The sequence below is a fragment of the bacterium genome, from assembly GCA_024224155.1.
Lineage (GTDB): Bacteria > Acidobacteriota > Thermoanaerobaculia > Multivoradales > JAHEKO01 > CALZIK01.
Map to the genome: position 1 here is coordinate 1 of JAAENP010000356.1, position 14648 is coordinate 14648.

Below are 14648 nucleotides of genomic sequence, written 5' to 3' on the forward strand. Positions count from 1 at the left end.
TCCTCGAGCGCTTCGACGATCTTGTCGAAGCTCTCGGGCCTCTGCTCCGGCGCCTTCGCCAGGCAGCGGTGCACGAGGCGGACGAGGCGGCCGGGGATGGCCCCGGCTCGGAGCTCTTCCGATTGCTGATGAGCGATCTGATAGAGCACCGCCGAAAGGGTCTCGCCCTCGAACGGGCGGTGGCCCGAGAGGAGCTCATAGGCCAGTACTCCGAAAGAGAACATGTCGGTCGCCCGGCTGGGCCGCTCGCCATGGATCTGCTCCGGGGCCAGATAGGCGGCCGTGCCGACGGTGGTTCCCTTCTGGGTGAGGTCCGAAGGAGCCGCCCGGATTGCGGCGACGCCGAAGTCGAGCAGCTTGATCGAACCGTCTTCGAGAACCCGTATGTTGGCTGGTTTGATGTCCCGGTGGATGACATCGCGCGAATGGGCGTAGGCGGCGCCGCGGGCGATTTGCAGCAGTATTCGAACGCGCTCGTGAGTCGAGAGCTCGAGGCCGGAATCGATCCAGTCGGCAAGGTCCTTGCCGCCGAGAAGCTCCTGGACGATGAATGGAACACCCTCGGCGACGCCGAAGTCGAAGATTCTGACGATGTTGGGGTGACTGAGGTTGCCCGCGATCTCGGCTTCGCGGAAGAACCGCTCGTGGTCGTCTTCGTCGAGCGAGGAGCACTTCTTGATCGCAACCGAGCGTTTGATCCGTGGATCGTAGGCCTCGTAGACGGTGGCAAAGCCGCCCTTGCTGAGTGGCCGCCGGAGCTCGTAGCGGTCGAGGCACTCGCAGGGCTCGGTCTCGGGCAACCCCGAGCTCTCGATATCCTCGACGCCCACGATCCGGGCTGTCTCAAAGCTGGCTTTCTGGTTCATGAGCTCGGCCGCCGGACCGGAATGGTCTCCGGCACGTTGATCGTAGCCGCTGATAGATTGCGCGAATGTGAAAAGGGCCACTCCGCCGTATAAGGTGGAGTACCCGCTCAGGACGGGCGGAGAAGGACGAAAGTACAAGTGAACTGGGCGAAACAGCTCGTCTGTCCGCGCACGGGTGCGCGCGATCGGCTCTCGAGAATCCACAACCTGTCGCCGGCGGGCGCGCCCTGGCTGGTGGAATACGACCTCGACCCGGAGCGCGGCCAGCGTCTGCTGCGCTCGCTGCCGCGCCGGGCCTGGACGATGTGGCGGTATCGGGAGCTGCTTCCGGTGAACGACCCCGATCATCGCACCGATCTCGGCGAAGGCGGAACGCCATTGGTACCTCTCGAGGGTGAGGCGGCTCTGGGAAGACGGGTATGGGTGAAGCAGGAGGCGGGCAATCCGACCGGCTCGTTCAAGGCTCGGGGCCTCTCGATGGCGCTCAACCGTGCCCGTGAGTTGGGGGCCCCGGGGGTTCGGCTGCCGAGCGCCGGCAACGCCGCGATCGCGGCCGCGGCCTACGCCGCGGCTTGCGGCCTGCCATGCCGCGTCGCGGTCCCGGCCGACACGCCCCCGAACGTCACGGAGCGCGTGCGCTCGTATGGAGCCAGGATCGACGCGGTTGGAGAGACTCTGGTCGAGTCTGGCCGGTGGCTGGCGGAGGAAGCGCCCGAGCTGCTCGATGTCTCGACTCTGCGCGAGCCCTACCGGCTCGAGGGCAAGAAGACCATGGGCTTCGAGCTGGCCGAACAGTTCGGCTGGAATCTGCCCGAATGGATTCTCTATCCGACCGGCGGCGGCACCGGGCTAATAGGAATTCCGAAGGCCTTCGACGAGCTCGAAAGGCTCGCCTTGGTGGGCTCGCGGCGACCCCGTATGGTGACCGTCCAGATGACCGGCTGCGCCCCGATCGTCAAGGCGTTTCACGAGGGGCGAGAGAGTGCGGAACCATGGCTCGAACCCGATACCCGTGTCTGGGGTCTGCGCGTGCCGCGCGCGGTCGGCGACTTTCTGATTCTGCGGGCGCTACGAGCGACGGGGGGCACCGCCGTGGCGGTGGAGGAAGAGGTAGTCACCGCAGCCACTCGGGAGCTGCCCCGAAAGACCGGACTCGACTGGGGCCCCGAGGGCGCCGCCTGTTGGGTCGCTCTCGAGTGCCTGATCGGCGGCGGCGAGATCGGCCGCGACGACCGGGTGGTGATTCTCCAAACCGGGCATCCCGCGAACTACGGTTAGGCCGTGAGCAGTCGGAAGCTCAGGAGGTTCCTCGACGAGCTCTACGCCTCGGGCGCGGTGAGCGCGGCGGCCGCTCTGGTTGGGAGCTCACGGTCGATCGAATACCGGGCCGCGGTCGGCGTCAAGAGGCGGCGGGGTGCGGGACGGGTTACGACGTCGAGCCTCTTTGATCTTGCGTCGCTCACCAAGCCGGTGACTGCGACCCTGGCGCTGGCTCTGGATCGGTGTGGTGAGCTCTCCCTGTCAACGACGGTGGGGCGCGCACTGGGCCGCGAGGGGATCGCGGTCGAGGCCAGCCTGGGTCGGCGTCGGCTCGGCACTCTTCTGCGGCATCGCTCCGGACTGAGGCCCTGGACGCCGCTCTTTGATCGCTGCCGGGCGCGGTCAGAGGTAGTCGAGCTGTTGAGCTCGAGCCCCGGGCTTCTGGGTGCGGGGCCGCCGGCCTACAGCGATCTCGGCTTCATTCTCTGGGGGGGCATCGCGGAAGAGAGAACCGGGCGCTCCTTGGGGGCACTGATGCAGGAACACGTAACTCGACCGCTGGGTCTCCACGGCCTCGTAGGGCCGCCCGGCGACGTACCGAGGGTGGTCGAATGCCGGCTCGGCAACGATCGCGAGCGGGATCTGGCCCGGGCCGAGGGTCTCGAGATCGCCGGTCGAAGATCGCCTGCGCCCGGGACCGCTCAGGACGGCAATGCCCGCTTTCTGGGTGGGCTTTCCGGGCATGCCGGCTTGTTCGGGTCCGCCCAGGCGATTTGGCGTCTGGCCGCGGAGTGGCTGGCGCCGGGAGCCGTGTTGACCGAGGCAGCTGTGGAGTCGGCGCTTGCCGGTCGAGGCGAGTATGTCCTGGGGTGGTGGCGTCGTCCGGCCGAGTCGGCGGGTAGGGCGGGACTCTGGTACGGTCACCGGGGCTTCACCGGTGGTGGAGTCTGGTTCTGTCCCGAAACCGACGAGATTCGGGTCTTTCTGGCCCATCGCAGCTCGGTATCGGTTCCGTTGAGCCAGTGGCACGCGAGGTTCCTCGAACTGGAGCCGTGAGTCGCGCGACTCCGGCGGGGAATCTCCGAGCCCGTGTCCGGGTTATTAACTGCGTCTCTAGATAGGATGGGGCGCTTGGAGGAACAGCAGCCATGAAACTGAGCAAAGACCTGGTTCTGATCGACGGGGTGCGCACCCCGATGGGGGAGTTCAATCAATCGCTGTCCGGCATTTCGGCCATTGACCTGGGGGCCCATGCGGCGAGGGCCCTGTTCGAGCGCACCGGCGTCGAGCCGGTCGCGATCGACCACTGCGTGGTCGGTAACGCGATGCAGACCTCACGCGATGCGATCTACGGAGCCCGGCATGTGGCGCTCAAGGCCGGAGTGCCTCAGGAGGTCCCCGCGCTCACGGTCAACCGGCTCTGCGGCTCCGGGATCCAGGCGATCATCAGCGGCGCGCACATGATTCTCAACGAGGAAGGCGAGACTTGTCTGGTGGGCGGCATCGAGAGCATGAGCCAGGCTCCTCACGTCATCTGGGGAGCACGCCGGGGATTCGGCCTTGGGCAGGGGAAGCTCGAGGATCTCCTGATGGCTTCGCTCCTGGATCCCTACTGCGGTTGCTACATGGCGCAAACCAGCAACAACCTGGCGCGTGACTACGGGATCTCGCGTCAGGAGCAGGACGAGTTCGCGCTTAGGAGCCAGCAGCGTGCCGCGGCCGCCTGGGAGGCAGGGAGGCTGGCGGAGGAGGTGGCTCCGATCGAGGTCGGCAAGGGCAAGCGAGCACGCACCCTCGAGCGCGACGAGCATCTCCGGCTGGATACCACCCTGGAGGTCTTGGCCGGTTTGCCGACGGTCTTTGGCGAAGACAGCTTTGTCACCGCCGGCAATGCCTCCGGTATCGTCGACGGCGCCGCCATGTTGCTTCTGGCTACCGCCGAAAAGGCCGAAGAGCTGGGCAAGCCGGCACTGGGACGCATTCGATCCTGGGCGGTGGTGGCCGTGGATCCGTCGCGCATGGGCATCGGGCCGGCACCGGCGATCCGGGAAGCCGCCGGGCGGGCCGGCATGGCCGTCGCCGACTTCGATCTGATCGAGATCAACGAGGCCTTTGCCGGTCAGATCCTGGCCTGCGTCAAGGAGCTCGACCTCGACGTCGAGAGACTCAACGTCAACGGCGGCGCGATCGCGCTCGGTCATCCCCTGGGAGCGACGGGGGCCCGGATCACGCTGACCCTGCTCAAGGAGCTCAAGCGCCGGGGTGGGGGAGTCGGAGTGGCGTCGGCCTGCATCGGCGGTGGCCAGGGCATCGCAATCGTGGTCGAGGTCTAGCGGACGATCCGACCATGATCGACCTCGGCGGCCGGAAGGTACTGATCACCGGGGGTAGCCGCGGCATCGGCGCCGCGTGTTGCCGTCTCTTCGCTCGGGCCGGTGCGACGGTCTGGGTGCACTGTGCGACTCGCAAGCAGGCGGCCGAGCGGGTGCTCGGCGATTTGTCGGATGCCGCGGACGCACCGCACCGGATGGCAGCAGCCGATCTTTCCGATCGGCGCCAGGTGGACCGGCTCTTCGACGAGGTGGAGAGAGAATGGAGGCGCCTGGACTGCCTGGTCAACAACGCCGGGATCTGGGTGCGAAACGAGCTCGCGGACCTGGACGACGCCAAGCTCGAAGATACGCTCCGGCTCAACTTGAGCGGCGTGTTCTGGGCGGCGCAGCGGGCGCTGCCTCTGATGGCGAGATCGGCCGATCCCTCTATCGTGAACATCAGCTCGACCGCGGGCCAGCGTGGCGAAGCGTTCCACAGCCCGTACGCGGCCAGCAAAGGAGCTCTGATCGCGGCGACCAAGTCCTGGGCGGCCGAGTTGGCTCCGCAGGTCCGGGTCAATTCGGTCGCGCCGGGCTGGGTGGACACGGATATGTCGGCCGAGGCCTATGCGGGCGGTGGCCGAGAGGCGATCGAGAAGATCATTCCGCTCGGCCGGGTGGCCACGGCCGAGGACATCGCAGGCGCGGTTCTTTTCCTGGCCTCGCCGCTGGCGCGACATGTCACCGGCGAGATTCTCAACGTCAACGGCGGCAGCGTGCTCTGCGGATAGTCGCTTGACGGTCGAGACGGCGCTCGACCGCTACAGGCGTCCTCTCAGTTTGTAGCGGTCGACCCCCGCTTGCCCTCGAGCGAAGCGAAGGGTGTCGACCGAGAGGCGAGAACGTGGCGCGTCCCAGAACAGGCTGCAGCTCAGGGACTCGGAGGTTGGCAGGCGGCGTCCAAGAGCTCGAAGCCGGCGTCGTGGACAGCCACACACCGGCAACTCGACGAAACGCTCCCCCCGATCTCGCTGTGCGCGACGCGGCAAGTGATGTCCGATGTGTCGTGGTCGATCGAGACACCGTCCGAGATCAGCACCGAATGGTAGATCCTGGCCTCCGAGTCGTCTTCGAGACGCACGTTAGCCTTGTTGTCGGAAGCGGAGACGACCTCGATCGTCGTGTCTCGGAGGGTAACCAGGGATCCACTTTGGTTGAACAAACCCAGCGCCCGCTCCCAGGCCACGGTGCTGACCAGCGAGTCGGTGAGTCGCGGCCAAGCACTCGAGAGATTCCAGATGCCGATGCCGTCGGCGCAGGTCTCATCGAAGTAACCGCACGCCTCGATCTCTACCCGGTTCAGGCGGGGCTGCGATCCGAGCTCGTTGAGGAGCGCAACGTTGAAAACGCCGCCGTGCACCTTGAGCTTGACATCGGTGAGCGTCGGCGAGGCACCGCTGTTGATCATGGCGGCGGCGCATTCCATGCCATCTCCGAAACTGAATGCGGTGAGTGAGCGCAGCTCGGCATGGTCGGCCCCGAATACCGCCGCCTCGGTGCAGCCCGTCCCGCCACCGATAGAGTTGAAGATGCGGGTGATGTCGCGGCCGGCGCCTTGTATGTCGACCCAGTCCTCCATCATCACCTGACCCGAGTACGAACCCGGCGCCACCCAAACGAGGTAGGGGCTGGAATCACTGGCGCCCGAAATGCTGTCGAGCGCCGCCTGGATGGAAGTGAAGTGACCGCCACTCGCGGCGACGGTGAGCACCCGGGCGTACGAACCGCCTGCCGACGTCAGTAGGCTGCCGTCCGGAAACTGGATGCCGTCATTTCTCAGCGCCAGCGGATCGGTTTGGCCCGCCAGCACCAGGACGGCAATCACGAGCAGGATTCGGTCTCTGCTGGTCACGCCGGACCTCCGGTCTCACAACGCAGGAGTATGCAGTCTTACGGAGGACATTACAACCCCCAAACGGGTGGGTTGGCGGCTCGATCGAACATCTGCGCTGACTGCCACCGATCGCCAGAAACGGCTTCCCGAAGGCGTCTCTCTAGGACGATATGAGCGGCCTGATCGGCGATCTCGAGTCATCGGAACGCCCACGAGAGCGCTTGCTCGCCAATGGCGGCGGCTCTTTGGCCGATAGCGAGCTGGTGGCCATTCTGCTCAGAACGGGTGGCGCCGGCCGCTCGGCCCTCGACATGGCTCGGGATCTGCTGCGCGAGCGTTCGGGGCTGGCCGGGCTGGTCGGGATCGAGCCGGCTCGGCTGCGGCGACCGGGCATCGGTCCGGCCAAGACCGCGGCCGTTCTCGCCGCGGTCGAGCTCGGGCGGAGGCTGGCGCGTAGCGAGCTGCCCGACCAGGAGCTGCTGAATCGCCCGGACGCCGTCGCGAGGTACCTGCGCCTGCGCTACGCCCGGCAGGGGCAGGAGATCCTCGGTGCGCTTTTTCTGGACGCCAAGACCCGGCTCTTGGGCGAAGCCGAGGTCTTTCGCGGCACCCTTCAGCGCGCCGCGGTTTCGCCCAGGCAGCTGCTCAAGAAGGCGCTCTTGTGCGATGCCGCGCGCCTGGTCGTCTTTCACACCCACCCGAGCGGCGATCCTTCACCCAGCACCGAGGATCTCGCCTTCACCCGACGCTTGGCCGAGGCCGGGAGCGTGGTCGGCGTCGAGCTTCTGGATCACCTGATTCTCGGTGGCGGCGAGCGCTGGATATCGCTCAAGACCCGGGGCGGCTGGTAGTCTGGACTAACCGGCGGCGCTGTTACAATTCGCGTCTTGCCGACGGTGTCGCGATGTCTGATTTCTATGTAACCACGCCGATTTACTACGTCAACGACTTGCCGCACATTGGCCACGTCTACACGACCGTGGTGGCCGATACTCTGGCGAGGTACCGGCGGCTCATGGGCGACCGGGTCTACTTTTCGACCGGCACCGACGAGCACGGGGTCAACATCCTCAGAGTCGCCGAGGGCAAGGGGATTACGCCGCTCGAACAGGCCGATCGGGTGGTGTCGCGGTACCACGATCTCTGGGAGCAGCTGGGAATCTCCCACAGCGATTTCATCCGGACGACCGAGGACCGCCATCATCGCGCGGTGGCCGAGATCGTCCGGCGGATCGAGGCGAACGGCGACCTTTATGTCGCGAAGCACGAGGGCTGGTACTGCGCGTCCTGCGAGACTTTCTACACCGAGAAGGAGATCGGCCCCGACAGGGCCTGCCCGGTTCACGAGAGCCCGACCGAGTGGCAGGCGGAGGAGAACGTCTTCTTCCGGCTATCGAAATACCAGGACCGGCTGCTCGACTGGTACGCCCAGCCTGGTTCGGTCGAGCCGGTGAGCCGCCGAAATGAAGTCCGGAGCTTCGTCGAGTCCGGGCTGCGGGATATTTCGGTGAGCCGAGCCGACCTTCCCTGGGGTGTACCGTTCCCCGGACACGAGGGCCAGACGGTCTACGTATGGCTCGAAGCGCTGACCAACTACCTCAGCGTGCTGGGTTTCGGCGCCGGCGATCAGCCCCTCTTCGACACCTTTTGGCAGGGTCCGGACAGTACACGCGTCCACCTCGTCGGTAAGGACATCCTGAGGTTTCACGCGGTCTACTGGCCCGCGTTCCTGATGTCCGCGGGCCTCCCCCTGCCTACCACCGTCTACGCGCACGGCTGGTGGCTGCGGGACGCTAAGAAGATCTCCAAGTCGGTCGGCAACATCGTCCGGCTCGACGAGCTATTCGAGCATTTCGGCGTCGATCCGGTGCGCTACTTCCTGCTCCGCGAAATGGTCTTCGGCCAGGACGCGTCGTTCTCGGACGAAGCTTTTGTGGACCGGTTCAACAGCGATCTCGCCAACGATCTGGGCAATACGCTCAGCCGGCTGGTGAAGCTGTCGGCCAAGGCCTTTGACGGCAAGACGCCACCGGAGTCCTGCTCCAACAACCCGGTGAAGGATGCCGCCGAACCGGCGATCGCCGACTATCTCGAGGCCATGGACGAGTACGCTTTTCACAAGGCCTTGAGAGGCCTCTGGCGGATTCTTGCCGAGGTGAACCAGTATCTGGTCTCGAGAGAGCCGTGGAAGAGCCTGAAGAAGGATGAGGTCGACGACGGCGTTTCGCGAGTGCTCTGGAACGGCCTCGAGGGCGTTCGGCTGGTGGCCACGGGACTCTTGCCGTTCATGCCGACCCTTGCCGCCAGGGTCTTGACGGCGCTGGGCGTCGATGCCGGATCGGTGAACGCGGATGCGCTCCGGTGGGGAGGCTTGCCGCTGTCCGCGCCGCTCCCGGAGAAGCGGACGCTGTTCCCGCGCATCGACAAGTCGGCGTTTCTCGCGGGCGAAGCCGAGCCGCCGCCTCCGGAGGCCGAAGAGGAAAGAAACGACATGATCAGCATCGACGATTTTTTCAAGATCGAGCTCAAGGTCGCGAAAGTAGTGGCCGCCGAACGGATTCCGAAGTCCAAGAAGCTCATCAAGCTCGAGGTCGAGGTCGGGGAAGAGAGACGTAACCTGGTTGCCGGTATCGCCGAAGCCTACGAAGCCGAGGACTTGGTCGGCAAGCAAGTGGTGATCGTCGCCAACCTTCAACCGGCGACGCTCATGGGCGTCGAGTCTCAGGGCATGGTGCTGGCGGCTTCGGTCGACGGCAGACCGGTCTTGCTGCACCCCGGAGCCGAGGTGCCTTCCGGCACCCAGGTGAAGTAGAGGGCTTCGGGCTCGGACAGAGCTCCCGCCGGAGAGACCGTGGTGGCAAAGCAGGTTGCACTCGGGTCCGAGTCCTCGGGGCCCGTCGATTCGCACTGTCACCTGCAGTACTTCGATTCCGGGGAGGTGCTGAGGACGCTGGACGAAGCCAGAGAAGCGGGCGTCAGAGGGTTTCTGGTGCCGGCGATACGACTCAGCGACAGTGAGCGGCTGCTGAGTCTGGCGCAGCGAGAAGCGGACGTCTGGTGCGCTTTGGGAGTCCACCCGCACGAAGCCAAGAGTTGGCATGACGGCGACCAGGGGCGGCTCGGAGAACTGTTGAACGAGCCGGGTGTGGTCGCGGTGGGCGAGTGCGGCCTGGATTTTCACTACGACTACTCACCCCGGGACATTCAGGAGCGAGTGATGAAGCTGCAGTGGGAGCTGGCGAAAGAAGCAGGTCTGCCGGTGATCGTCCACAACCGCGAGAGCAACGCCGAGATGCAGGCGGCCGTCGAGGCCCCGGCATTCGCCGGCCTCCGGGGTGTGCTGCACTCCTATGCCGGTGGACCCGAGCTGGCCCTGACGGCCATCTCTCGCGGCTTCTATCTCGGCATTTCCGGAATGGTGACTTTCCCCAGGGCGGACAACGTGCGCGAGGTCCTTCCCGCCACGCCCAGGGATCGGCTCCTGGTGGAAACCGACACACCCTACCTTGCCCCGGTTCCTTATCGGGGCAAGAAGAACCGCCCGGCATGGGTTGTGGAGGTGGCACGGCGCCTGGCCGCCGAGCTCGAGGTGTCCTATCGGGAACTCTGCGAGGCCACAGGGGAGAATTTCCGGAGGTTGTTCTTGCGGACCGATGGCCAGGGGCATCAGGTTGACCCGACCGGTTGAGTCGCGCGAGGACTGTCTCTCCGGGAGCGCAGAGAGGCTCCCTGCAAGACAGGCGTCGCGCTTCATCGGGGACTGAGTCGGAACGCGGTCCGGAGCGAGCGGAGAACGCTTGCGGCACTGTGGTCGACTGCGACAGCTCTCCCGGAAGCTGGCGCGCGAAAACGCCGCCTCGGCAGGCAACCGGCCAGGGGGCTCGCCGCAAGCGCTCGGCAAGGAACTTCGCAGGATTCGGTCGATGTGCGCGCAGCGGCCCGCAGGCGGGGGCCGACGCTTCGGCAATCGCTCTACACCGGGTTCGGGACGTCCACGAACTCGACCTCGATTCCGAACTTCTCGGCGAGGTGCTCGCCCAGAGAGCGGATGCCGAGGACTTCGGTCCGGTAGTGACCGGCGGCTACGAAATGGATCCCGGCCTCGTTGGCGACGTTCATCACCCACTCGTTGGGCTCTCCCGTGATGAACACATCGAGGCCGAGGTCGATCGCGTCGTAGAGAGCCTTGGAGCCGCCTCCGGAGACGATGCCGAGGGTCCCGATGTCATCCGGACCGCCCAGGAATGCCGAGGGCTCCGGGCCGAAGACCTCGGTACAGCGATCGAGCAGCTCATCGGGGCGGATGGCCTCTGCCAGCCGGCCGTGACAGCCGATCTTGCGGCCTTCGAACTCGGCGAACGGCTCGAGCTCGGAACAACCGAGGCCCCGGGCGCCGAGCGCGTTGTTGCCGATCTCGGGGTGGGCATCGAGCGGCAGGTGGTAGCCGATCAGATTGATCCGATGACGAATCAGGGATTCCAGCCGGCGGTACTTGTCGCCGGTGACTTGCAGGGGAAGTCCCTTCCAGAAGATTCCATGATGGACGAGGACCGTGTCGGCCTCGAGCTCGGCCGCGCGCTCGAACAGCCCCAGGCATGCCGAGACGCCGGTGACGATCTTCTCGATCGACTCGCGTCCCTCGACCTGGAGCCCGTTCGGACCGTAGTCGGGAAAGGACTTGGCGTCGAGCAGCTCGTCGAGGTACCGAATCAGCTCGGCTCGAGCGACCGTTTCGCTACTCATTCGAGGGTAGCGGCGCGCCTGGTGCCCCGGGCCGGGTGGCTGGGGCGCTCGAGTTGATCTGGTTCTTGATCAGCTCGAAGTCCTCGTGGCACTGCAAGAAGGCGTCAACGAGGACCGGATCGAAGTGAAGGCCGCGATCGCGGGTGATGCGGCGGATGGCTTCTTCGTGTTCGTAGGCCTTTTTGTAGGGTCGCTGACTGGTGATGGCGTCGTAGGCATCGGCGAGAGTGACGATTCGCGCGGCAATCGGAATCTTGGACTCGGCCAGGCCGTTCGGATAGCCGTTTCCATCCCAGCGCTCATGGTGGGAGTAGGCGATCTCCATGGCCATGACCAGAAAAGTGTGTCCCTGGTGGGTTTCGATCACCGTGCGCAACGTGTCACCGCCGATGGTCGTGTGCTGCTGCATGACTTTGAACTCGGCGTCCGTGAGAGCGGCCGGCTTGAGCAGGATCGCGTCTGGAATCCCGACCTTGCCGATGTCGTGAAGCGGGCTGGATCGGTGGAGCTGATGGATGAACTGTTCGGTCAGCAGGTCGCCGTAGCTGCCGGCGCGTGCCACCTCCTCGGCCAGGCGACGGCTGTACTCGCTCATGCGCTCCAGGTGGAGCCCAGTGTCGTTGTCGCGCGATTCGGCCAGCTTTGCGAGAGTGATCAGGGAAAGGTCGCGGGTCTCGAGGATCTCCCGCGTTTGCGCCTCGACCATTTTCTCGAGGCGCAGACGGTAGGCCTCGTTCTGCTTGAGGAGCTGATGGTGCTGAAGAGCACGGTCCACCGTGTTGGCGAGCTCCTCGAGCTCGAAAGGCTTGATCAGGTAGTCATAGGCGCCGTCTCGCAGGGCCTGGCGAACGACGGCCATGTCGTGATGACCCGAGACCATGACGACTTGGAGATTGGGGTCGAGCTGCTTCAACTGCTGGAGCAGCTCGATTCCAGAAAGACCTGGCATCTGAACGTCAGAGACCACCAGCGATGGCCTGGGCTCGGCGATCGCCAGGTCCAGAGCCTCTTCGCCGTTGACCGCGCTCCGGCAGGGATAGCCGACGGCCTTGATCTGGCTCACCAGAAGCTGGCGGATGCCGTCGTCGTCGTCGACAACCAGGATCTGATCTTTCTTCTCTGGCTGATTCGGCTTGGCCGGCCGGGTCGACTCGACCAAGACATCGTCCAGGGAAGCGGTGTCCCCGAGACCCGGCTCACTCATGACCGGGCTCCTCGGGACCACACTTGATGGAAACCACGCTAGCTACGGGGGCGGCCGCCGCGGCCTCGGGACCGGCCGTCTCTGGAGTCACGGCCTCGCCCCCTCGGGCCGTCGTGCCGTGAGCGATCGCGCCCTCCCGAGCGCTCCGACGAAGGCTCCATGTCGGGATACTGCGACGGATCGAAGTCGGGTGACTCCATGATGACCGCTTTGCGGGAAAGTCGGACTCTGTTCTGATCGTCAATGTTGACTACTTTGACCGTGACTTCGTCGCCTTCGCTCACGATATCAGAGACCTGGTTGACTCGATTCGGCGCCATCTCGCTGATGTGCAAAAGACCGTCGGTTCCCGGCAGGATCTCCACAAAGGCGCCGTAGGCCTCGACGCGCCGGACGATGCCCGAGTAGTTCTTGCCGATCTCAGGACTCTCGGTGAGGCGTTCGATCATTTCACGGGCCTTCGCGGCGGCGATGCCATCCGGCGAGGCGATGATGACGTTGCCGTCGTTCTCGACTTCGATCTCACAGCCGGTCTCCTCGATGATCGACCGGATCGTCTTGCCCCCTGGTCCGATGATGTCGCGGATCTTGTTCTTGTCGATCTGCATGGTGTGGAGGCGAGGCGCATACTGGGACAGTTCCTCACGCGGTGCCGGAGCCACCTGCTCCATGAGGCCGAGGATGTGGAGCCGGCCAGCGCGGGCCTGCTCGAGCGCCTGTTGCATCACCTCGCGGGTGACGCCGGTGATCTTGATGTCCATCTGCAAAGCGGTGATGCCGTCCTTGGTTCCCGCGACCTTGAAGTCCATGTCTCCGTAGTGGTCCTCCTGACCCGCAATGTCGGAAAGCACTGCGAAGGTGTCGCCGGCCTTGACCAGCCCCATGGCGACTCCGGCCACGGGCGCGATCAGCGGCACACCGGCGTCGAAGAGCGCCAGCGAGCCGCCGCAGACCGTGGCCATCGAGGAGGAACCGTTGGATTCCATGATGTCGGAGACGACCCGCACCGTATAGGCGAAGTCGTCTTCGTGGGGGAGCACCGGCATCAGGGCCCGGCGGGCGAGCACCCCGTGGCCGATCTCACGCCGGCTCGGGCCGCGCAGAAACTTGACCTCTCCCACCGAGAAAGGTGGGAAGTTGTAGTGGAGCAGGAACTTCTGAAGAGTCTCGCCTTCGTACTCCTCGATGATTTGAGCGTCTCGGCGCGTCCCCAGAGTTGCCGAAACCAGTGCCTGGGTCTCACCTCGCGTGAACAGCGCCGATCCATGGGTGCGCGGCAGCAGCCCGGTCTCGATGTCGATCTCGCGAATCTCGTCCAGGGCTCTGCCATCGAAGCGGCGTTGGGTGTGCAGGATCGAGTCGCGCAGGATCTCCTCTTCCAGAGCGGAGATGACCTTCTTGACCTGGCCGCGTTTCTCGTCGTCGTCTTCAGGCAGGCTGTCGAGGTAGGGCCCGGTCACTGCGGCGACCGCGTCCTTGCGCTCGAACTTGCCCTTGGTGTGAAGAGCGCCGGCGAGGGCGTTGCCGAGATCGTTCTTGACCTGATCGTAGGTCTCCTGGGAGAAAGCTGGCTTGGCCTCCCATACGTCCTTCTGGGCGCCGGCCTCGGCGACCATTTCACGCTGGGCGGCGATGATCTTCTGGATCTCTTGATGGCCCCGGAAGATGCACTCGAGGACGAGGTCCTCGGGGAGTTGGTTGGCGGCCGCCTCGACCATGGCGATCGCGTCGTTGGTACCGACCACGATGAGATCGAGATCGGAGACGTCCCGTTGATTGTTGTCCGGATTGAATACGACCTCTCCGTCGATGAGACCGACTCGTACCGCTCCGATGGCGTGCTCGAAGGGGATCTTCGAAAGCATCAGGGCGAACGACGCGCCGTTGATTGCCAGAATGTCGGGATCGTGCTCGCCGTCGGCGGAGAGCACCGAGCACACGATCTGGGTCTCGTCGAAGTAGCTTTCCGGAAACAGCGGACGAAGGGGCCGGTCGATCAGCCTGCAGGTGATGATCTCCTTCTCGGACGGCCTGCCTTCGCGCTTGAAGAAACCTCCCGGAATGCGGCCGCCGGCGTACGTGTATTCGCGGTAGTCGACCGTAAGAGGAAGGAAGGACCTGGGCATATGACTCTTGGCGCTGCATGCGGTGGATAGGACGACGGTGTCGCCGAGACGGGTGACTACGGAGCCGCCCGCTTGCTTGGCGATGCGGCCGGTCTGGAAGGCGATCGTGCTGTCTCCGACCTGGACGTGTTTCGTGACTTTCATTTCTGTCTTCCTGTTCTGTTTCTTGGGTCCTCGGGCCGTACAGGCGCGATCCACGCCTGCCGAGGCCGGTTTGGCACCTGCCCGGGACTAGTGTCGTGT

The 14648-nt window shown here is 65.2% G+C and carries 12 protein-coding genes; 7 read left to right on the top strand and 5 right to left on the bottom strand.

Annotated elements, in window-relative coordinates; genetic code table 11:
* Positions 1 to 866, bottom strand: an 866-nt coding sequence (locus tag GY769_17790; protein ID MCP4203774.1) for a serine/threonine protein kinase, incomplete at its 3' end; no start/stop codon positions are given.
* Positions 867 to 1004: 138 nt separating this feature from the next.
* On the opposite strand from GY769_17790, the gene GY769_17795 reads away from it, so the two are divergent.
* The 4 genes from GY769_17795 (at position 1005) to GY769_17810 (ending at position 5229) form a co-directional block, all read left to right on the top strand.
* Positions 1005 to 2144, top strand: a complete 1140-nt coding sequence (locus tag GY769_17795) for a threonine synthase (GenBank protein MCP4203775.1) — start codon at positions 1005 to 1007, stop codon at positions 2142 to 2144.
* Positions 2145 to 2147: 3 nt separating this feature from the next.
* Positions 2148 to 3182 carry a beta-lactamase family protein gene (locus tag GY769_17800; protein ID MCP4203776.1) on the top strand — a complete coding sequence of 345 codons (1035 nt, stop codon included), beginning with the start codon at positions 2148 to 2150 and terminating at the stop codon, positions 3180 to 3182.
* A 92-nt stretch (positions 3183 to 3274) separates the two neighbouring features.
* On the top strand, positions 3275 to 4459 hold the full coding sequence (locus tag GY769_17805) for a thiolase family protein (GenBank protein ID MCP4203777.1): 1185 nt from the start codon (positions 3275 to 3277) through the stop codon (positions 4457 to 4459).
* A 14-nt stretch (positions 4460 to 4473) separates the two neighbouring features.
* Entirely contained in the window at positions 4474 to 5229 is a 756-nt protein-coding gene (locus tag GY769_17810) for an SDR family oxidoreductase (GenBank protein ID MCP4203778.1), read from the top strand.
* A 140-nt stretch (positions 5230 to 5369) separates the two neighbouring features.
* Here the strand turns inward: GY769_17810 and GY769_17815 are convergent, their stop codons facing one another.
* Positions 5370 to 6350 carry a hypothetical protein gene (locus GY769_17815; protein ID MCP4203779.1) on the bottom strand — a complete coding sequence of 327 codons (981 nt, stop codon included), beginning with the start codon at positions 6348 to 6350 and terminating at the stop codon, positions 5370 to 5372.
* 152 nt (positions 6351 to 6502) lie between these two features.
* On the opposite strand from GY769_17815, the gene GY769_17820 reads away from it, so the two are divergent.
* Genes GY769_17820 through GY769_17830 form a run of 3 tightly spaced genes read left to right on the top strand, consistent with a single transcriptional unit; the run spans position 6503 to position 10020 of the window.
* Complete coding sequence (locus GY769_17820; GenBank protein MCP4203780.1) at positions 6503 to 7183, top strand: JAB domain-containing protein; 681 nt, start codon at positions 6503 to 6505, stop codon at positions 7181 to 7183.
* A 53-nt stretch (positions 7184 to 7236) separates the two neighbouring features.
* The gene (gene metG, locus GY769_17825) at positions 7237 to 9144 is read left to right on the top strand and encodes a methionine--tRNA ligase (protein MCP4203781.1); all 1908 of its coding nucleotides are present in this window, start codon (positions 7237 to 7239) and stop codon (positions 9142 to 9144) included.
* Between the two features lie 42 nt (positions 9145 to 9186).
* Positions 9187 to 10020: a TatD family hydrolase gene (locus tag GY769_17830; protein ID MCP4203782.1), complete on the top strand. Its 834-nt coding sequence runs from the start codon at positions 9187 to 9189 to the stop codon at positions 10018 to 10020.
* A 284-nt stretch (positions 10021 to 10304) separates the two neighbouring features.
* Here the strand turns inward: GY769_17830 and GY769_17835 are convergent, their stop codons facing one another.
* Genes GY769_17835 through pnp form a run of 3 tightly spaced genes read right to left on the bottom strand, consistent with a single transcriptional unit; the run spans position 10305 to position 14549 of the window.
* On the bottom strand, positions 10305 to 11075 hold the full coding sequence (locus GY769_17835) for a Nif3-like dinuclear metal center hexameric protein (GenBank protein ID MCP4203783.1): 771 nt from the start codon (positions 11073 to 11075) through the stop codon (positions 10305 to 10307).
* Positions 11068 to 12279, bottom strand: coding sequence for a response regulator (locus GY769_17840; protein ID MCP4203784.1), 1212 nt, complete (start codon positions 12277 to 12279; stop codon positions 11068 to 11070). Before GY769_17840 ends, GY769_17835 begins: the two co-directional genes overlap by 8 nt.
* A 38-nt stretch (positions 12280 to 12317) precedes the next feature.
* On the bottom strand, positions 12318 to 14549 hold the full coding sequence (gene pnp, locus GY769_17845) for a polyribonucleotide nucleotidyltransferase (GenBank protein ID MCP4203785.1): 2232 nt from the start codon (positions 14547 to 14549) through the stop codon (positions 12318 to 12320).
* Positions 14550 to 14648 lie beyond the last annotated feature (99 nt).